This window comes from Pseudomonas sp. GW823-FHT01D03 (assembly GCF_058798255.1).
Map to the genome: position 1 here is coordinate 2858554 of NZ_JBXAKK010000001.1, position 17887 is coordinate 2876440.

Below are 17887 nucleotides of genomic sequence, written 5' to 3' on the forward strand. Positions count from 1 at the left end.
GCTCCCACACTGGACTTGTGTCCACCACAAGTCCCCTGTGGGAGCGAGCTTGCTCGCGAAGGGGCCGACACAGTCCCAAGTTGGAAACAGGGCCGCCCGCCAATGCGGGCGGGCGACAGTTCAACGGTCTTACTGCGCAGCCGGAGCCGCTTTCATTTTTTCTTCAATCTTCGCATCCACCGCAGCACGGATCTGGTCGATGCTGAAACTCGCCGGTTTCTGGCTCGGCGGGTACTCGATGAAGGTCTGCAGGAAGCGCGCTGCCTTGGTTGTCGCAACGGCGACCAGATAAACGTTCTTGGTCGACCAGTCGTAGTATTGATCGGAAACCACGTCGGCCCGCTCGTACGGGTCCATTCTCAGGTTGAAGATCTTGGGCACGCGCAAGGGGGTAAACGGGTTGCTCCAGACTGCAAAACCACCCGGCGCTCGCTGCTCGGCGAAGACGGCCTTCCAGTTGCCAAAGCGCATTGAAACCAGCATGCCGTCGTCGTTGAAGTAGTAGAACTCCTTACGCTCACCGTTGGGTTGCTGGCCGGTCAGATAGGGCAACTGGTTGTAACCGTCCAGATGCACTTTGAAGTTGCTGCCTCCGGAAGTCGGCGCCCAGCCCTTGAGCAGCTTGTCTTTGACCTCGGCATCACCGGCAGCAGCGAGCAAGGTCGGGAACCAGTCCAGACCCGAGAACATCTCGTTGGAGACTTCACCCGGCTTGATCTTGCCCGGCCAGCGAACCATCGCCGGTACGCGGTAGGCGCCTTCCCAGTTGGAGTTTTTCTCGTTACGGAACGGCGTGGTCGCTGCGTCCGGCCATGAGAACTGATTCGGGCCGTTGTCGGTGGTGTAGACCACGATCGTGTTGTCGGTGATTTTCAGGTCGTCGAGGGTCTTGAGCAATTTGCCGACATCACCGTCGTGTTCCAGCATGCCGTCGGCGTATTCATTGCCGGGCATGCCGCTCTGGCCCTTCATCGAATCACGTACGTGGGTGAACAGGTGCATGCGCGTGGTGTTCATCCAGACGAAGAACGGCTTGTCGGCCTTGGCCTGTTTCTCGATGAACGCTTGTGCGGCAGCGGTGGTTTCGTCGTCGATGGTTTCCATGCGCTTGGTGGTCAGCGCGCCGGTGTCCTCGATCTTGCCGTCGGCGAAACTGTGGATTACGCCCCGTGGCGAGTTGGCTTTGACAAAGTCCGGGTCATCCTTGGGCCAGTAGGGGCGTTCGGGTTCCTCTTCGGCGTTCAGGTGATAGAGGTTGCCGAAAAATTCGTCGAAACCATGGTTGGTCGGCAGGTATTCATCCTTGTCCCCAAGGTGGTTTTTACCGAACTGGCCGGTGGCGTATCCCTGAGATTTGAGCGCCTGAGCGATGGTGATATCGCGCTTTTGCAGGCCGACAGTCGCTCCCGGCGCGCCGACTTTCGACAGGCCGGTACGCAGTGGCGTCTGGCCGGTGATGAACGAAGAGCGTCCGGCGGTGCAGCTGTTCTCGGCGTAATAGTCGGTGAACATCATGCCTTCTTTGGCGATCCGGTCGATGTTCGGGGTCTTGTAGCCCACCACGCCCATGGAGTAGGCGCTGATGTTGGTCTGGCCGATGTCGTCGCCGAAGATCACCAGAATGTTGGGTTTCTCAGCCGCTGTGGCAGTTGCCGACAGCGCCATCACCGAGGTTGCCACCAGGGCGAGTTTCGGTAGCCACTTGCGTATGCGAGTCATCTGACTTGCTCCTTATCGCGGGGGTCGTTGTTGCGACTTACGTTTGTTGCAGTCCTGCATCACGCTTTTTCTTATTGCACCTGCCCGGTTGCCGGTGGATCGAACGGGTAGATCCGGCGCCATTCGGTCGCCATGTCCACCACGGTCCAGCCACGGGAATTTGCTTCGTCGAGGGCTTTGTCGAGTCGCCCGATATCGGATTTTCGGTCGTAGGCCCACTCGCGTCTGGCGTCGGTGTGGTGCACCAGCCCCATGAAGCGTTTGCCGGGGCCAGCGGCGGTCCACTGCAGCATCTGCAGGTCGCCGTCGGAGTTGCCGAACGCGAGGATCGGCCGTTTGCCGATCACTGCATCAATGCTTTCCGGTTTGCCCGGGCCATCGTCGTTGTGCGCCAGTTTCCGGGTGCGCAGGATCGAGGCTTTGCCGTCCTTGAACTGGAACGCAGTGACGAACGTGGTGCCGATCACCTGTTCCGGCGGGATGCCGTAGACCTTCTCGGCAAAGGCGCGCATGAAGCCGGTGTCGCCGCCGGAAACGATGTAGGTCTTGAAGTCCTGGCTGCGTAGGTAGTCGAGCATTTCCAGCATCGGCTGGAAGATCATTTCGGTGTAGGGCTTGCCGGTCTTCGGATGCCGGGCCTGACTCAGCCAGGTCTTGGCGTGGTCGTCGAAAGCCTCGGTGGTCATGCCGGTGTGGGTCGCGCCGAAGATCTTGATAATCCCGTCCATGCCGGCGGCGGCCAGGGCCTTGTGGTCGTTTTCCAGCACGGCTTTGAACGGCTGGGTGGTTTTCCATTCCGGGTGCTGCGGCGCATTGCGCTTGACTTCGTCGAGGGCGAACAGCAACTCGAAATACATCGGCTGCTCGCTCCACAGGGTGCCGTCGTTGTCGAATACGGCGATACGCTCGGCGGGTTTGACGAAGTCTTTGCCGGACTGATCGGTGACCGCTTGCACAAACTCGATGATGTGTTTTTTGGCCGGGCCGTCGTTCCATGACGGCAGTGGCTCGCTGGCCTGGGCCAGCAGTGGCAATGCCAGCGCAAACAACAGCGCAAGGCTGAAACGTTGACGCTGCGGCGGTGGATTGGTCATGGGAAATCCCTTTCATGAACGGGGTTGAGCGGGCGCAGGGCCGACGCCGGTTTGTGCGCCTTTTGTTCGGCCTGATTGTGAAGCGTAGTCAACGATTCACGCAGTTGAGCGAGTGTTTGTGCAGTCTGCGGCTGACGTCCATAAAGTCCGCGCAGCAGGCCTTGCAGGCGCGGGCCGGCATTCATCAGTTGCAGCCCCAACCGACTGCGCCGCAGCCACAGGTACAACGCGCTCAATTGCGCCGGTTGCGCCCGCAGCTGCGGGTTGATCAGGTGCCAGGCGAAGTCCGCCGATTGCTCCCAGGCCAGTCGACGCGCGTGCTTGCGTGCCTGCCATTGGCGCCGGGCGCGCATCAGCGCCGGACGCAGCCAATTACCGACACCAATGCACACGGCGAGTAGCGCCAGCCACAGCAGCCAGCGCGTGGAAAAATGCGGGTTATTGCGGCCGAGTTGCTGGAGATCCTCGGTGATCGAAAACACCGGTTTATAGGCGCTATTGGCTGTGGCCTCAAAGTATATGGCGGGCACCTGCGCCGTTCGGCTCTGCTGCGTTTTGACATCCCACCATTTCACTGCGATGGCCGGCAGGGTGTAGGCGCCAGCCTTGTCGATGCGGTAGGTGACGGCGTCGATGCGCCGACCACCGAGCACGTTGCCGCGACCGTCATCCAGGCGGGTGACTTGTGGGGCCTGCAGGTAACGACTCAGGCCGGCCACGTCAGCCAATGGCGGAACCGGGAGCGCCATCGCCAGTGCGCCATCGGCTTGCAGGAGCAGTTGCCGGGTGATGCTGTCACCGGTTTTCAACGGGGTTGCCGAGTTGGTCAGGCTTTGGCTCAGGCGCACACCGCTGGCCACCAGCGGCGTTTCTCCGGGTTTGAAGCCGGGTGGCTGGGTGGTGCTGAAGTGCAATGGTTGGCTTTGGGCGCTGATCGCTGTGCTGGCCTGACCCGGTGTCGCACTGACCGTCAACGGCGGAATATCGAAGCGGCGGGCGACATTCGGGGTGATCAGGTAGCTGTAGCGCAAGCCGCTGAAGGATTGCCCGTCGATGGTCTGATTCAGGTGTTGGGCCTGGCCGTCCGGCGGCGTGACCAGAGCACCGTCGAGTTTCAGTTCGGGCAGGGTGGCGGCGCTGGTGAACCAGGTGTCGGTGAGTACGTCGACTTGCAGCTCGACCAGTCCGTCGACCATTGCGCCTTCGGCGGGTTGCAGGTGGGCCTGGACTTTCAGTTGGGGTTCGGCGGCAGAGGCCTGGATTGTAAAAAGGCAACTGGTGAGCAGGGTTAGCAGGGTTGCGGTGATCAGGCGGGCGCCATCGCGAGCACAGGGGATTTGTGTTCGCCGAAACTCTTCTGTAGGAGTGAGCCTGCTCGCGATAGCCGCAACCCGGTTCATGGTCTGGCCCCCGACTGATCCTGCAAACTGAATTTCTGCCTGAGAAACTTCGCCGGCGAAGTCGTCAGGTTCTGTAACCACAACGCATCGGACGTCGCCTGTTCGGTCTCAACCTTTTTGCTCTGGCCCTTGCCCGGCGCCTTGTCGAATTTCACTTCGTCCGGTTTGGTCTTGGGAGCGTTTTTCTCGGCGCTGTCGGTGTCCTTGAGCAACGCCTGCGCCAGCGCCAGATTGGCCGTGGCTTCGGGGAACTGCGGTTGCCGCTGCAAGGCCTGGGTGTAGGCGGCAATTGCCTGATCGAACTTGAAGCGCCGCACGTAAATGTTGCCCAGGTAGAACCACGCTTGCGCCGTGTCCAGCCGGGCAAAGGTCGCCAGTGCGAGGTCGTAGTCCGCCGCGTGATAGGCCGCCACGCCTTTCCAGTACGGATCGACAAACAGCGCCGCTGCTTGCGGCCAATGCTCATGCTCGACAGCCCAGCGCCCTTGCTGATCGCGGGTGAAGAACGCGTCGGTCAGTGCACTGGCCTGGGCGGGTGCGGCAGGCCAGCCCAGGCCCGCAGCCAATAGCAGCGCCGGTACCCAGTTGACGCTCCAGCCCTTGCGCACACCGAGCAGCGCCAACAATAGAAGAGGCCAGCACAGCCAGTAACCGGCATCCTTCCAGTGCAATTGCTGCTGTTCGGCGCTGGCACTCTGGAAGTGTTGTTGGGCGTGCAACTCGATCCAGTCCAGATCATCGTCGTCGAGGGTGAGGCTGCCCAGAGGCGCGTCGAGGGCGGCGGCCAATTGCTTGAGTGCCGCCGGATCGAAATGGCCGAGCAGCGGACGCCCGTTGCTGTCGACTGCCGGCTGGCCGTTGGCGCCCTGAATCACGCCGCCATCCGCGTTGCCGACCGCCAGTACCAGCACCTGCAATTGGCTGTCATCGAGTTGTTTGTCGAGGCCATCGAATTGCGTGGTGTCGGCACCGTCGGTGATCAGCAGCAGGCTGCCCGGGGTTTTCTCGGCACGGAGCAGGCGTTTGGCCTGCTCGATGACGGCGCTGACGTCCTTGCCGGGTTTGTCGATGAGGCCTGTGCCCAGCGCCTGAATGAAGGTGTCGAGCAACGCCGGATCGTCGGTCGACGGCAACACCAGATGCGCGCTGCCGGCATAGGCGATCAGCGCGGTGCGGGCGCCGGCGCGACGCTGGATCAGGTCGTGCAGTTTGTGTTTGGCCGCTTCCAGGCGCGTCGGTGGTACGTCGCTGGCGTCCATCGATGGTGACAGGTCCACCGCAACGATCAGTGGAGAGCGATTTTCCAGAAAGTCCGGACGATCCTGCTCCCAGGTCGGCCCAGCGGCGGCAATCGCCCCAAGGGCCAACACCGCGCACAGCCAGTGCACCGGGCGCAGGCGCTGCTGATCCTTTGGAGTCACCAGCAGGTGCGGCAGCAAATGTTCGGCGATGTTGCTGCGCAGCCGGCGCTGCAAGTCGCGGCTGCGGCGCCAGAGCAGCGGCAGCAGCGCGGCAAGCAGCGCGAGCAGCAGCCACAGCGGGCGTAAAAAGTGCAGGTCGCTGAGATTGATCTCCATCTCAGACCTCCTGCCGCTGGCGGGCAAGCGCCAGGCGCGGGCGCAGCAGGGCGCAGAGGTGATATAGCGCCAACAACCCCAGCGCCGCGCCCAGCGGCCAATGGAACAACTCGCGTTGCGGCTGATGGCTGAGGGTTTTCACCTGATGCGGCGTGAGGCGGTCGAGGGTGCTGTAGACCTGATCCAGCGCCGTACGATCTTCGGCGCGGAAGAACTGCCCGCCAGTGGTTTGGGCGATCTGTTGCAGCCCGCGCAGATTGACCTGCGCCTCGCCGGAAGCCGTCGGGTCGCCGATGCCGATGGTGTGAATGACCACGCCCTTGTTGGCGGCCATTTCCGCTGCGTGGTCGGGGGTGATCGCGCTGCTGGTGTCGTTGCCGTCGGTGAGCAGGATCAGCACCTTTTGCTGTTCGTGCGCCTGGTCGAGCAGCTTCAGGCTCAAACCGATGGCATCGCCGATGGCGGTGTTGGGCCCGGCCATGCCGATGCCGGTGTCGGCCAGCAACAGCGCAAGGCTGGCGTGATCGAGGGTCAGCGGCGCCTGCGGATAGGCGCCGCTGCCGAACACGATCAGACCGATGCGGTCGTCCTTGCGCTTGTCGATGATGCCTTGCACGACCTGTTTGACGGCGGCGAGGCGATTGATTTTCTGGCCGTCGGCATTGCTGAAATCTTCAGTCTCCATCGACTGCGAAATGTCGATGGCAAGCATCAGGTCGCGCACTGGTTGCTGGCGTTCGATGGGTTTTTCAACGAACACCGGGCGCGCGGCGGCGAGCAGGATCAACGTCCACACCAGCAGATTGAGCAGCAGTTGCCAGGGGTTCTGACGATTGCCGACCCGGCTCGGCGCTTCCCCGACGGCGCGGCTCATGGCGCCGAAAAACGGCACGCGCACGGCGCTGCGGGCTTCCTGATACGCCGGCAGATAACGCAAGGTCAGCCACGGCAGCGGCACCAGGAGCAGCAGCCACGGGTAATCAAGCTGCCACATGGTGCTGCTCCACCCAATGTTGGCAGGTGTCGAACAGCGCCTGGCGCTGTTCGGCGGGGAGGGCGCGCAGGGTGGCGTCGGGGGCGTAGGCGAGTTGGGCCAGTTGTGCGCTGAAATTGGCCGGTAGAGGTTTCTTGCTGTGTTGCTGCAAAAACGCCTGCCAATCATCTCTCCCCAGCGCCGCGGGACTCTGTGGGAGCGGGCTTGCTCGCGAAAGCGCTGTGTCAGGCGCCATCAATGTTGGATGTGCCGACGCCTTCGCGAGCAAGCCCGCTCCCACTGGTCGTGTGTTCCTGTTCCGGGATTGGATTGGCATCGAAAGGGCCACGCGTTTGAGCAGTTCGGGCAACTCGCGCAGGGCATTGAGGTCATCGCTGCGTTCACGCAACTGCGCCAGCCCTTGCGACTCATCTCTCCCCAACGCCGCAGGACCCTGTGGGAGCGGGCTTGCTCGCGAAAGCGCTGTGTCAGGCGCCATCAATGTTGGATGTGCCGGCGCCTTCGCGAGCAAGCCCGCTCCCACAGGTCGTGTGTTCCTGTTCCGGGATTGGGTCGGCATCGAAAGGGCCACGCGTTTGAGCAGTTCGGGTAACTCGCGCAGGGCATTAAGGTCATCACTGCGCTCACGCAACTGCGCCAGCCGCACCAGCGCTTCGCGCCGATACTGATCCCGTCGCCACTGCACATAACGCCGCACGCCAACAATCAACGCCAGCACAACCAACAACGCCAGCAACAGCCACCAGCCCCAAGTCTGCGGCGCATAACTGACCGGCGCCGGCAGGCTCAGCTCCTTGAGCTGGCTGATGTCGGGGATATTCGGGTTCATCGCCGTGGGCCGGCAGACTTGCCAAGCTCGGCACGCAATTGCGCGTGGGCCTCTTCGGCGGTGCTGAACATCATCAGCGGCACCTGACTGCGACGCAGCAGGGTGGCGACATCCTTGAGCCGGCCACCGAGGTAATCGCCCAATGGCTGATGCACGCTGCGTTTCTCGACAGCCAGTTCCACCTGCAACTGACCCTGGGTGACCAGCAGCCGGCCATCGCTCGGCAGCTTCAAGGCCAGTGGATCGTAGACTTGCAGGGCGATCACGTCATTGTGCGCGCGCAGTTGCCGCATCAATTGCAAGGTGCGTTCACCCGCCCCGGCGAAGTCGCTGACGATGCAGATCAAATGGTCATGCCCGGCCAGCGCCAGGCAACGCTGCAAGGCCTTGTCCAACTGGTCCTCGTCTTCGGCGTCGGGATTGGCCGCGTTCAGCGCCTGATTCTGTTGCGCCACGCGGCTGAGCAGGGCTTCGACCCGTTTGCGGCTGCGCAACGGTGCGATGCTGTCGATGCGTTGATCGTTGAACACCAGACCGCCAACCCGGTCACCGGCGTTGAACACCATCCACGCTGCCAGTGCGCCGAGTTCAGCGGCGAGGGCAGATTTGAAACTGCGTCGCGAGCCGAAGAACATCGACATGCGCTGATCGACCACGATCAACGCCGGGCGATCGCGTTCTTCAGTAAAAGTGCGTACCACCGGTTTGCCGGTGCGCAGCGAGGCGCGCCAGTCGAGGTGGCGCAAATCATCGCCTGGTTGATAGCGGCGCAACTCATCGAAGTTCAAGCCGCGTCCACGCAGGCGCGAGGCATGGTTGCCGGCGAGGATGCTGCCCTGGGGCTGGCGCGCCAGAAAGCTCAGGTCACGGGCCTTGAACTCCAGCGCCATCAATTGCGCCAGAGAGACGTAGACCAGGCCGTCCGTGTTCATGCTGGAATCGCCACTTTATCCAGCAAACGGTCAAGCACCTGATCGGCAGTCACGCCATCCGCGACCGCGTCGTAGCTCAATTGCAGGCGGTGACGCAGCACCGGATGCACCACGGCGCGCACGTTGTCCGGCGAGACGAAATCCTGGCCCTGCAACCACGCATCGGCCCGCGCGCAACGATCCAGGCCAATGCCGCCACGGGGACTGGCACCGATGCTGATCCAGCGTCCGAGGTCTTCGTCGTAATCGGCCGGGTGGCGAGTGGCGTTGATCAGGTCGATCAGATAGCGGTCGATGGCCGGTGATACATGCACCGCGCTGACCTCCTTGCGCGCGGCGAAGATCACTTCCTGTGACAGGCTGAAGCCCTTGCCCGGCGCGGTGTTCGCGCCTTGGGCAAACTCCTCGGCGCGCAACAGGCGCAGTACCTGGCTCTCGTTATCGGCGCTGGGGTAATCCAGCAACACCTTCATCAGGAACCGGTCCATCTGCGCTTCCGGCAACGGATAAGTACCTTCCTGTTCGATCGGGTTTTGCGTGGCGACCACAATGAACAGTTCCGGCAGCACGTGACTGGTGCCAGCCACGGTAATCTGCCGTTCTTCCATGGCTTCCAGCAGCGCCGCCTGCACCTTGGCCGGGGCGCGGTTGATCTCGTCGGCGAGGATCAGATTGCCGAACAGCGGGCCTGGCTGGAAGCGAATCTCGTTTTGCCCGGCGACCTGATGCAGCACTTCGGCGCCGGTGATGTCCGAGGGCAGCAAGTCGGGGGTGAACTGGATGCGGCTCATCTTCGCGTCCAGGTGCGTGGCCAGCGCCTTGACCGTGCGCGTCTTGGCCAGCCCCGGCAGGCTTTCGAGCAGCAAATGCCCGTTGGCCAGCAGGCCAAGGAGGATCTGCCGAATGACCTGATCCTGGCCGAGTACGGCTTCAGCGATGCTCGCTTGCAGGGCGTTGAGGTCGGTGAGTGCGGTCATGGGACAGTCCTTTGTGGCCGGTCTAGAAAAACGCCAGGGTCATGTTGACGGCAATGCCGTTGCCTTCGGGTCGGTTCTTGGTGTCGAATTCCGGCACCCAGCGCGCACTGATGTTGGCTTGGGCATCGGCGAATTTGCCGCTCCAGGCGACTACCGGCCCGGCGCCGACGGAGCGTCCACGGAAGCCATTGAGGCTGTCGGCGGTCTGCCCCTTGTCGTCGGTGACTTGCTGGATATAACCGGCCGCGAGACCTGCGCTCCAGCCACTGCCGAAGCCGTGAGTCCACAAGGCGTCGAGGGTGAAGATGTTGCCGTTGCGGTAATCGGTGGCGGTGTTTTCGGTGTAGAACTCCAGGCCACTGGACAGGGTGAATTCACCACCCTTGCCGTCCAGATGGGTGAAGGCCACGGTGGGCATGAACGTGTAATTGTTCTGCCCCGGGTTGGCCAGGCGATTGTCGTTGTAGGCGCCGGTCGGCACGTAGATCGGCAGGGAGAACGCGATGTGGTTGAGCTCGTCGAAGTGGTAGCCGGCGGCAATCGGGGTGACCAGCGCGTCGGCGAACTGAGTCCCGGAATCGCTGGTGCCGAGGGTGCGACCGCGCGGGCCGGTGATGGCTGCGTCAATGTCGGTGTACTGCACTGGAACGCCGATTGCCGAGGCGAAGTTCCATGGGCCTTTGCCGGTGTCCCAGATGTGCGTCAGGTTGGTCATGGTGTAGGACACTTTCATGTCGATCCCGGCACTGACTTCACCGGAAATCGGCGCGCCGCGACTGCCCTTGAGCGATCCGTCGTACCAGATGCTGGTGACCGAGACGACCCAGCCCGGTTCGGGCGGGATGATCCCGGCGTTGGAATACACCTGTTGCCCGGTGATTGGCCGGCCCACGCCGCCCTCGGCTGCATAGAGTTGAGTACTGCCGATCATGCACAGCGCCAGCAGCGGACGCACAACGTAAGGCTTGACCATCACTGGCTCCGTTTATTGTTTTGAGTTGACCGGGTTGAGCAGCGGCATCTTCCATTCGCCGCTGGCCACTTCCGGTTTCGGCAGGTACAGGCGCAACACGCCGTAGAACGGCCCGTCCGGTGCCGGCAGCCAGTTGGCCTGCTTGTCCTTGCCGGGATTTTTGTGCTGCACGTAGAGGGTCAGCCCGCCGTCGGCATCGAGCTTCAAGTCGGGCAGCATCCGCGAGTTGATCAGGTAGCGATTGAGCGGGTTGGCCACCAGCAATTTGCTCTTGCCGTCATACATGGTCAGCGACCAGAAGGCGTCGGCCGGGGGCAGGGCGCCCTTGTCGAAATGCAGGGTGTAGTCGTGTTTCGCCGCGTCGACCGGCTGGCCGTCCTTGTCGACGAAATAACCGATGTAGTTCGCCTCTTCGGCAGAGTTGCCGAAAATGCCCATGTTGGCGCCGGCGTAGCGATACAGGTAATTGCCCTTGAGGTGATCGCGGGTGCCGAACAGGTCACCGCTGCTGATTTCGTGCGTGTCGACCTTGTCTTTCTTGAACGCGGCGAATTCGGCCTTGGCGTCACTGATGCCGTCTTCAAGGGCCTTGCGTTGCTCGGCGCTGAGCTGTTTCAGGTCGAATGGCTGACCGGCACCGATGCCGATTTTGGCGAAGCGCGCGAGCAGGTCTTTTTCGACGTCCTGCGGCGCAGTGAAGGCGAGCATGAAGTTCAGGTAGCGGAACAGATCCGGGGTTTCACTCATGGTCGGCGTCGGCTTCGGCCAACTGACTTTCGGTGCCGGCGCCGGAGCTTTCTGTTTCACGTATTTGCTCAGCGGCTCGACTTTGTAGCCTTTCTGGATCTGCTTGACCTTGCCCAGATCTTTTTCGTCGAACAGCTGCGTGCGGTACAGCGCGTAGGCTATGTTGCTTTCGCTGCGCACCAGGCGGTCGATGTTGATCGGTTGCTGACCCTGCCAGTCAGGCCCGGCGATCATGAAATGGCCACCGTTATTGCCGGTGCTGCGGGTACCCAGGTAAGCGAAGTTCTGCGTGTAGGCGTCGATCAGTTGCACCGAGTAGTAACGGTGCTCTTCGATCGGCGGCAAGGTCAGGATCAGCGGTTCGCTGCGCAAGTCCATCCAGACGAACGAGTAGGGCGTGTCGGCGTTCGGCGTGACGAACGCGGTGTCTTTGGCAGTGAAGGCCTTGGCAGTGTTGCCGATCTGGTTGAACGGTGCCTTGAAGTTCGGGCTCTTGCTGTCCACGGCCTGGGTGTACAGGGTTTTGTACATTTCCACTACCGGGAAGCCATACAGATAAGCGTCCTTGGCGATGCCTCGGGCTTCTTCGGGGCTGGCGCTGAAATCGGCCCAGGCACTGCTGCTCAAGGCGAGGGTCAGGCCGGTCAGCCATAGCTTGCGTGTGTTCATGAGGCGTCCTTATTCATTGCACGACCGTGATGTCGTCGAGTTTCCAGCTCTTGTCGAAATAGGCTTCGGTCGGCGCGTACAGGCGGAAGTAGCTGAACCAGTGCTTTCCGGGCACGGTTTGCACCCAGTTGTTTTCGAAGCCTTTGGGTGCGCTCGGGCCGAAATACAGGTCTACCGAGCCGTCGGCGTTTTTCTTCAGATCCTGGCGCGAAGACAGGTCGGCCTTGCGCTGCGGATTGTCGATCAGGCAACGGCTGTCGATGTCGTACACGGTCATCGACCAGAACTGCTTGGCCGGCGGGTTGGCGCCGACGTGCAGGCGATAGGTCTTGCCGCCGTCGAGCCAGTCACCCTTGGCGTCGGTGTAGGCACCGAGGTAGGTCTGACCGAGGCCCGGGGTCTTGGAAACCATGCCCTTGGTGTTGGTCACCGCTTCATAAAACCAGGCGCTGCGTTCCCACAACTGGTCGTAATAGGCCACGCGCTGCGACGGTTCGGCGATGTTCAGCACCGTGTCCCAATGCCGGTCGGGCCAGTACTGCGCCTGAGGAAAGCGCTTGGCAAAGGTGTTGGCCTTGGCGATCAGCTCACCGACCTGCGCGCCGGACTCCAGGGCCTGACGCTGCTGGGTGTTGGGGTTGAAGGGTTTGTCCTTCTCGATGCCGAGACTGGCGAGCATCGCCATGTAGAAGCGATCACGCTCATTGACCGGTTCTTTCTGGATGATCTGGTGCAGCCGCTGCCAGTAAGCGATGCCGCGCGGCTGGGTGCCCGACCACTTTTTACCGTCAGGCGACAGCAGGCGGGTCTTGCTCGGCTCGGCACGTTTGGCGTACGGGTACATCTTGAATTTCTCGACCAGCGCCTTGCCTTTGGCCGGATCCGGATCCAGCACCCGGAAGCCCACCAGCACGTTCATGGTTTCCGATTTGGCCAAGTAATACTTGTCGGCATCGGCCGGTGGCTCCGCGCCCGGTGGCAGCACCAGATATTTGCCGCCCTGGCCTTTGTCCGGGCCGGTCTGACCCATGTCGATGATCGCCCGCTGCCAGAAATCGCCAATGCCGCCAGCGGTCGGTCCCGGTGGCAGTTCAATCACCAGCGGCCCGGTTTCGCTGAGGTCGACGAAACCGAGAATGTACGGCGTGGTGGCGTTGGCGGTGATCACGCCGAGCTTGTCTTCGTAGCTGTCGAGCACCATCAGATCGCCGCTGCGCGCGCCGAGCTTGTCGCGAAATTCTTCCTGCCACTGCGCGTAGGACACCAGCGGCAAGGCCCACAGGTAACTCTGGGTCGCTTGCTGGAAATCCAGCTCGGCGTAGAGTTTGGCGATCGACTCATGCGCCGGCAGTTCGCCCTCCATGGCGATCTTGCCGATACGGGTGTCGAGCGCCTGAGCACCGACGCCGCAGCTGGCGAACAGGGTCATCAGGCTGAAACCGGCGGCGCGCAAAGCGATGTGCATGGCGATGTCCTTATTTTCCGAATGTCACGTTGATCCCGGCGAACAGGGTGAACTGCGGCACACCATCGCCTTTGCGTTCGACGGTCCATTGCGGTTCGAGGAAGGCGTTGAGAATGTTGCTGCCGGACTTCCAGACCTTGCCCGCACCCAGACCGATCGGGATGTAGTGAGTGTTGTTTTTCAGATCGAACGTCCAGGTGCCGGTGGAGCGCAGGTACCAGCCCTTGTCGAGGTTATGAATGATGAACGGCTGCAGGGTTGCGGTTTCGACATGCGCTCGGTCGTGGTCGCCGGCGAACGAGCTCTGGTATTGCACCAGCGCACCGAGCAGGCCGCGCGGTGACGAATCGATCGCCACCGCAGCCAGGCCGGCCTGCCACTTGCCGGTGCCCAGTTCATCCTCGGCAGCGGTCGGCGCGGTGATCTGCGGGCCGATACCCAACTGCACGCCGTCGGTCTTGAGCAGAAAGATGTCGAACAGGTTGAGATCGCCGATGCCGGTGCTGTAGCCGCCGCGCGGATCGGGGCGGGTGCTGATCGGCATTGTTGCGCGCAGCAGTTGCGGCACACCGATGAAGTCGTTGGGCGCAATCGGCAACGTGCCGCGCAGCAACGCATCGTTGGTGTGCAGATTGCTGTCGAACAGCTTCGGCGTGTAGTAATCCTGCAGGTTGGCGCCGGGCGCCAGGTTCAGCGGATTGTTGCTTTTGTTGGCCTCTTCGGCGTTATTCGCAAAGGCACAAACCACAGGCGCCAGCGAACTCGCCAGCAGCAAGGCGTGAATCCCCAATTTTTTCGACATGATCCCCGTTTCCCTGGTGGCTACTGCATGGAGGTCCCGGCGCTTCTCGGCCGTTGGACGTATTCCCTTTTTTATCAAGCCCGTAGGACACGTCTGAATGACGCTAGCAGCTAACGGGGAGTTAGCCAGTCGAATGGATTAATTCTTTGGTTTTGTGTACGGCTTCGCAGTCGAGTGATGAACTGATCAGTTAGATGTGTGGCGGCAGTGATAACGCTTTCGCGGGCAAGCCACGCTCCCACAGGTATTGAAGCGTTCACAAATCCTGTGACCGACTCAATGCCGGTGGGAGCGTGGCTTGCCCGCGATGGCAATTTCAAATTCAACGCGGCATGGGATCAGGCATTTTTCTTCGCTTGTTCGCGAACACGTTCTTCCTGCGCCCGCGCCTCAGGCGTGAACTCGGCGCCGAAATCCTCGGCAGAGAAGATCTGGCGGATCTCGATATCCGATTCGCCCGGCATCGGGTTCGGGCAACGCTTGACCCATTCGATGGCTTCTTCCTTGGATTTCACTTCCCAGATCCAGTAGCCGGCCACCAGCTCCTTGGTCTCGATGAACGGGCCGTCGATGACCGTGCGCTTGTCGCCGGAGAAATGCACGCGCGCGCCTTTGCTGCTCGGGTGCAGGCCATCGGCGTCGATGAGGATGCCGGCCTTGACCAGTTCTTCGTTGAAGTTGCCCATGGCGGTGATCAGCTCTTCACTGGGCATGATGCCGGCTTCGGAATCGGCGCTGGCTTTGACAAGGATCATGAATCGCATGGTGGTTTCTCCAGGGAATGGGGTTGATTCACTGCTTAGTCGAACGGGAGGGGCGTGAATCGACAGGTCTCTGAATAAAAGATGCAGTCCGGCGTTTTAACAAACGCAATCCGACACACTGCAACTGCCAATGCAGGAGCTGCCGCAAGCTGCGATCTTTGCTCCTGTCGTTAAAAACCAACATCAAAAAATTACAGCCTTCGGCAGCTCCCAGTGCGTATTTCAATTCAGGATGTTTAAAAGTTGTTTCGATTTTGCGGAACGTTCCCACAAGGTTTTCAGGTTGTCCGTCGGACGTCGGGTCTCTAGCCTGTGTTCGTCGCTGCCAATTCAGCGACCGGGACTGGAAACCCCGACGGTTATTAGTGGCGCGTACACGCCTTTCATAACGTATCCTTGCGCACTTCGAATGTGTGCACTCCGTTATGGCGGCTGTGCGCGGGGGACCTTCGGGTCGTCCGGGTCGCCGCTGCCCGGGTTTCCAACCTGCGTACAGCTGCCACCTCTTCGTCCGGAAACCGAAGGGGGCAGCTCCGACTATTCAGTGGAGTTACACCATGAAAAAACCAACACCTAACCCCCCAGAATCAGGCGCCGACACCACAACCCCTTACGCCTCAGTCGACAGTAAAAAACTCCACGAAGCCGCCGACCGCGCCCTCGACTACTACCTCAATCCCGCCGCCCGTATCATGTCTAGCGCCAACGAACCGGAATCCATGTACCTCGCCAATCCCAGGTACAACACCGAATCTCTTCTAGCCAACGCCAGCGAAACCCTCGGCTCGGCCAGCGAGATGCTCATCAACTTCGCTGCCTCGCTGGAAACTTCCCAGCGCAAAACAGCACTGGGTATTGCTCAGGTCGTCATGCTGGGCGAATTAGCGGTAAATCAAGCACTGGATCACGTAGAACTTAAAGACTGATTGATCATGATCCTTCCCGCGCCCAGCAAAGCAATGTAGCCCTTGACGCTCTGCGTCAGATTCGTGAGTTGGCGCGCATAGCTCTCTTGTTACATTCCTTTGCCGCGCGTTGGAACGGTCAACGACCAACCAAAAAAGACTCTAGCCGGTCGTATTTTCTATCCAGTCCGGAGGTGCCATGGATACCCTGTTTTCCAGAACAAGATCGGGTAACATCCGCAGGTCGTGATATTCAATGGAGAGAAACGATGGCAGGAAAGCCAGTCGCAAGGCTCGGAGATCCAGGTAGTCACGGTGGAAATATCACCACTGGATCAAGTCCCATTTTTGTTAATTCGACTCCCGTAGCTTTGGTAGGAGATATCTATTCCTGCCCGATTCACGGCAGTAATCCTATAACAACGGGCGCCCCCCATGTTTTTGGGTTGGGAAAGGACGTTGCCCATGTCGGTTCCCAAACGGCATGTGGAGCGATGATTACTGCTGGATCACCCGACACCTTCGTCGGTGATTCTGGTAGTGCTCCCGCCAGCTTCTTCTCGCAGTTTCTGAAAGAAAAGACTTTCGTCGAGTTTCAGTTGCTTAATCAAAGAGATGAACCTGTAGCCAACGAGGCGTATGAATTGACGCTTCCCGATGGAACCTTGATGACTGGCGTCCTCGACGAAAATGGCTTTGTGCATGTTGCAAATATTCCCAGGGGGAGTTGTAGCATAAAGTTTCCGAAACTTGAAGATACGGAACATCTTTAATGGTTCAGTCTACTAAAACTACCAGCACAACCCAGGCAGCAAAAAATACAGGCGCACCAGGGAAAACCACAAAAACCAATCAGGTGGTCGTATCCGGTGCGTATATGGAAGTGCTGGTGGGTGGTCCCTACACTCGCGATAAAGAAGAACATCCTTTCGGGCACGCGGCTTTACACGTGGTGGTCGGTAGCAAAGACATTACTTATGACTTTGGTCGCTATTGAAAAACCTGGGGCACGTTCGATAGCGAGGGCGAAGGCGTGTTGAACGTCTGGACGTCCTTCAAAGCGTATATCTCTGGTGAAAACAGTTTGGGGCGTACAACAACAGGTTTTGTTTATTTTTTGGAAAATGCAAAAGCCGAGGCTGTGATCGCTCATTTCGACGGCATTGTCGCCCAGCAAAAAGAACAGCGAAAAAAGACTGCCTCATCAGCTCGGTATGTCTTGCCATCGAACTATCATCCGACAACGAATAACTGCACAACCGTGACAATTGCAGGAGCAAAGGTTTCCGGAAAGTCAATTGTGCAGAATCCGGCGAAATTCAATGAGATGCGAGGTCTTTCTTTCATCGAAAGACAGGCAGCGCGTACGCAAAGTAGTCCGAAGGACGGTATTTTCATGCCTGCGGATTTACAAGCCATGCTGGAAGCGAATACCGAGGCTCCCTATGATAAGAAAAATGTTTACAAATAGACGTCTTGGCCTATGGCTGGTGGCAGTTTTATCCGTCAATGCGATTTTTTTGGCTTTTCTGATTTTTGGCGATATTGCGAAGGGGCACAATATGAAAATGATCAAAACTAAAGAACCGTTGCTGATTGAAGGGCCAAATGGCGACGAGAATTACTATGTCCTGCCTTTGGGTACTACCCTTTATCACGATAAAAGCTTTCCTGAAGGGCATGACCGTTATGTGGTGTATCTCAATCATAAAGGTGCAATTGCACACGAAGAAGTACCCATGAAGCCTGAGTATGGCGGTTCGTTTATAGACCCGCTCTGGCTGGCCAATGTTGATGAGGAAACCTTGAAAGAAATTTTCAAACGGTTTCCGCTCTCCAAAACCGATATTGCCGCTGCTATCAAGGCCAATGAACTAACCAAGGATGATCTAGCCGACATCATCCGATCCATGCCCGACTGACCAATTCTTTTAGCTGTCGGTGAAACGAAGCTGCGATCTTTTGATCTTGATGAAAAGGTAAAGTCAAAAGATCGCAGCCTGCGGCAGCTCCTACCGGGGGGGGCTTGGGTTGTATACA

General features: G+C 59.9%; 17 protein-coding genes and 2 pseudogenes. 5 read left to right on the top strand and 14 right to left on the bottom strand.

Annotated features, from left to right (window positions below):
• Positions 1-129 precede the first annotated feature (129 nt).
• From AC1RBR_RS12430 to AC1RBR_RS12495, 14 genes and pseudogenes are all read right to left on the bottom strand, one after another.
• Entirely contained in the window at positions 130-1719 is a 1590-nt protein-coding gene (locus AC1RBR_RS12430) for an arylsulfatase (RefSeq protein WP_492564652.1), read from the bottom strand.
• Between the two features lie 71 nt (positions 1720-1790).
• Positions 1791-2813 carry an HAD family hydrolase gene (locus AC1RBR_RS12435; protein WP_492564654.1) on the bottom strand — a complete coding sequence of 341 codons (1023 nt, stop codon included), beginning with the start codon at positions 2811-2813 and terminating at the stop codon, positions 1791-1793.
• On the bottom strand, positions 2810-4213 hold the full coding sequence (locus tag AC1RBR_RS12440) for a BatD family protein (RefSeq protein ID WP_492564655.1): 1404 nt from the start codon (positions 4211-4213) through the stop codon (positions 2810-2812). The genes AC1RBR_RS12435 and AC1RBR_RS12440 overlap by 4 nt, the downstream gene beginning before the upstream one ends.
• Positions 4210-5790 (bottom strand): VWA domain-containing protein, encoded by a 1581-nt coding sequence (locus tag AC1RBR_RS12445; RefSeq protein WP_492564657.1) that lies wholly within the window; start codon positions 5788-5790, stop codon positions 4210-4212. Before AC1RBR_RS12445 ends, AC1RBR_RS12440 begins: the two co-directional genes overlap by 4 nt.
• 1 nt (position 5791) lies before the next feature.
• Positions 5792-6784, bottom strand: a complete 993-nt coding sequence (locus AC1RBR_RS12450; protein ID WP_492564659.1) for a vWA domain-containing protein — start codon at positions 6782-6784, stop codon at positions 5792-5794.
• A pseudogene (locus AC1RBR_RS12455) lies at positions 6771-7181 on the bottom strand (DUF4381 family protein); the annotation flags it as partial. The gene AC1RBR_RS12450 and the pseudogene AC1RBR_RS12455, both read right to left, overlap by 14 nt.
• A pseudogene (locus AC1RBR_RS12460) lies at positions 7173-7613 on the bottom strand (DUF4381 domain-containing protein); the annotation flags it as partial. The pseudogenes AC1RBR_RS12460 and AC1RBR_RS12455, both read right to left, overlap by 9 nt.
• Positions 7610-8545 carry a DUF58 domain-containing protein gene (locus AC1RBR_RS12465; RefSeq protein ID WP_492564660.1) on the bottom strand — a complete coding sequence of 312 codons (936 nt, stop codon included), beginning with the start codon at positions 8543-8545 and terminating at the stop codon, positions 7610-7612. The pseudogene AC1RBR_RS12460 and the gene AC1RBR_RS12465, both read right to left, overlap by 4 nt.
• A complete protein-coding gene (locus tag AC1RBR_RS12470) occupies positions 8542-9522 on the bottom strand; it encodes an AAA family ATPase (protein ID WP_095135538.1) in 981 nt (326 codons plus the stop codon). Before AC1RBR_RS12470 ends, AC1RBR_RS12465 begins: the two co-directional genes overlap by 4 nt.
• Positions 9523-9544: 22 nt before the next feature.
• Positions 9545-10495 carry a transporter gene (locus AC1RBR_RS12475; RefSeq protein ID WP_115989893.1) on the bottom strand — a complete coding sequence of 317 codons (951 nt, stop codon included), beginning with the start codon at positions 10493-10495 and terminating at the stop codon, positions 9545-9547.
• 12 nt (positions 10496-10507) lie between these two features.
• The gene (locus AC1RBR_RS12480; protein WP_492564664.1) at positions 10508-11911 is read right to left on the bottom strand and encodes a DUF1254 domain-containing protein; all 1404 of its coding nucleotides are present in this window, start codon (positions 11909-11911) and stop codon (positions 10508-10510) included.
• Positions 11912-11924: 13 nt separating this feature from the next.
• Positions 11925-13376 carry a DUF1254 domain-containing protein gene (locus AC1RBR_RS12485; protein ID WP_492564666.1) on the bottom strand — a complete coding sequence of 484 codons (1452 nt, stop codon included), beginning with the start codon at positions 13374-13376 and terminating at the stop codon, positions 11925-11927.
• A 10-nt stretch (positions 13377-13386) separates the two neighbouring features.
• Positions 13387-14178: a hypothetical protein gene (locus AC1RBR_RS12490; protein WP_095135550.1), complete on the bottom strand. Its 792-nt coding sequence runs from the start codon at positions 14176-14178 to the stop codon at positions 13387-13389.
• A gap of 338 nt (positions 14179-14516) precedes the next feature.
• On the bottom strand, positions 14517-14942 hold the full coding sequence (locus tag AC1RBR_RS12495; RefSeq protein WP_492564667.1) for a YciI family protein: 426 nt from the start codon (positions 14940-14942) through the stop codon (positions 14517-14519).
• Between the two features lie 557 nt (positions 14943-15499).
• Here AC1RBR_RS12495 and AC1RBR_RS12500 point away from each other — a divergent pair.
• The 5 genes from AC1RBR_RS12500 (at position 15500) to AC1RBR_RS12520 (ending at position 17769) form a co-directional block, all read left to right on the top strand.
• Positions 15500-15868 carry a DUF6124 family protein gene (locus AC1RBR_RS12500; protein WP_123587949.1) on the top strand — a complete coding sequence of 123 codons (369 nt, stop codon included), beginning with the start codon at positions 15500-15502 and terminating at the stop codon, positions 15866-15868.
• Between the two features lie 248 nt (positions 15869-16116).
• The gene (locus AC1RBR_RS12505) at positions 16117-16620 is read left to right on the top strand and encodes a PAAR domain-containing protein (RefSeq protein ID WP_492564670.1); all 504 of its coding nucleotides are present in this window, start codon (positions 16117-16119) and stop codon (positions 16618-16620) included.
• Positions 16620-16844, top strand: coding sequence for a hypothetical protein (locus tag AC1RBR_RS12510; RefSeq protein ID WP_492564672.1), 225 nt, complete (start codon positions 16620-16622; stop codon positions 16842-16844). The genes AC1RBR_RS12505 and AC1RBR_RS12510 overlap by 1 nt, the downstream gene beginning before the upstream one ends.
• A 36-nt stretch (positions 16845-16880) precedes the next feature.
• Positions 16881-17318, top strand: coding sequence for a hypothetical protein (locus AC1RBR_RS12515; RefSeq protein WP_492564674.1), 438 nt, complete (start codon positions 16881-16883; stop codon positions 17316-17318).
• The gene (locus AC1RBR_RS12520) at positions 17305-17769 is read left to right on the top strand and encodes a hypothetical protein (RefSeq protein WP_492564676.1); all 465 of its coding nucleotides are present in this window, start codon (positions 17305-17307) and stop codon (positions 17767-17769) included. The genes AC1RBR_RS12515 and AC1RBR_RS12520 overlap by 14 nt, the downstream gene beginning before the upstream one ends.
• Positions 17770-17887: the final 118 nt, after the last annotated feature.

Bases quoted from the DNA above. Each gene is read 5' to 3' on its own strand.
- AC1RBR_RS12480 (WP_492564664.1), bottom strand. From the start codon at position 11,911: ATGAACACACGCAAGCTATGGCTGACCGGCCTGACCCTCGCCTTGAGC.
- AC1RBR_RS12520 (WP_492564676.1), top strand. From the start codon at position 17,305: ATGTTTACAAATAGACGTCTTGGCCTATGGCTGGTGGCAGTTTTATCC.
- AC1RBR_RS12505 (WP_492564670.1), top strand. From the start codon at position 16,117: ATGGCAGGAAAGCCAGTCGCAAGGCTCGGAGATCCAGGTAGTCACGGT.
- AC1RBR_RS12440 (WP_492564655.1), bottom strand. From the start codon at position 4,213: ATGAACCGGGTTGCGGCTATCGCGAGCAGGCTCACTCCTACAGAAGAG.
- AC1RBR_RS12510 (WP_492564672.1), top strand. From the start codon at position 16,620: ATGGTTCAGTCTACTAAAACTACCAGCACAACCCAGGCAGCAAAAAAT.
- AC1RBR_RS12475 (WP_115989893.1), bottom strand. From the start codon at position 10,495: ATGGTCAAGCCTTACGTTGTGCGTCCGCTGCTGGCGCTGTGCATGATC.
- AC1RBR_RS12445 (WP_492564657.1), bottom strand. From the start codon at position 5,790: ATGGAGATCAATCTCAGCGACCTGCACTTTTTACGCCCGCTGTGGCTG.
- AC1RBR_RS12465 (WP_492564660.1), bottom strand. From the start codon at position 8,545: ATGAACACGGACGGCCTGGTCTACGTCTCTCTGGCGCAATTGATGGCG.
- AC1RBR_RS12430 (WP_492564652.1), bottom strand. From the start codon at position 1,719: ATGACTCGCATACGCAAGTGGCTACCGAAACTCGCCCTGGTGGCAACC.
- AC1RBR_RS12490 (WP_095135550.1), bottom strand. From the start codon at position 14,178: ATGTCGAAAAAATTGGGGATTCACGCCTTGCTGCTGGCGAGTTCGCTG.
- AC1RBR_RS12435 (WP_492564654.1), bottom strand. From the start codon at position 2,813: ATGACCAATCCACCGCCGCAGCGTCAACGTTTCAGCCTTGCGCTGTTG.
- AC1RBR_RS12450 (WP_492564659.1), bottom strand. From the start codon at position 6,784: ATGTGGCAGCTTGATTACCCGTGGCTGCTGCTCCTGGTGCCGCTGCCG.
- AC1RBR_RS12485 (WP_492564666.1), bottom strand. From the start codon at position 13,376: ATGCACATCGCTTTGCGCGCCGCCGGTTTCAGCCTGATGACCCTGTTC.
- AC1RBR_RS12470 (WP_095135538.1), bottom strand. From the start codon at position 9,522: ATGACCGCACTCACCGACCTCAACGCCCTGCAAGCGAGCATCGCTGAA.
- AC1RBR_RS12500 (WP_123587949.1), top strand. From the start codon at position 15,500: ATGAAAAAACCAACACCTAACCCCCCAGAATCAGGCGCCGACACCACA.
- AC1RBR_RS12495 (WP_492564667.1), bottom strand. From the start codon at position 14,942: ATGCGATTCATGATCCTTGTCAAAGCCAGCGCCGATTCCGAAGCCGGC.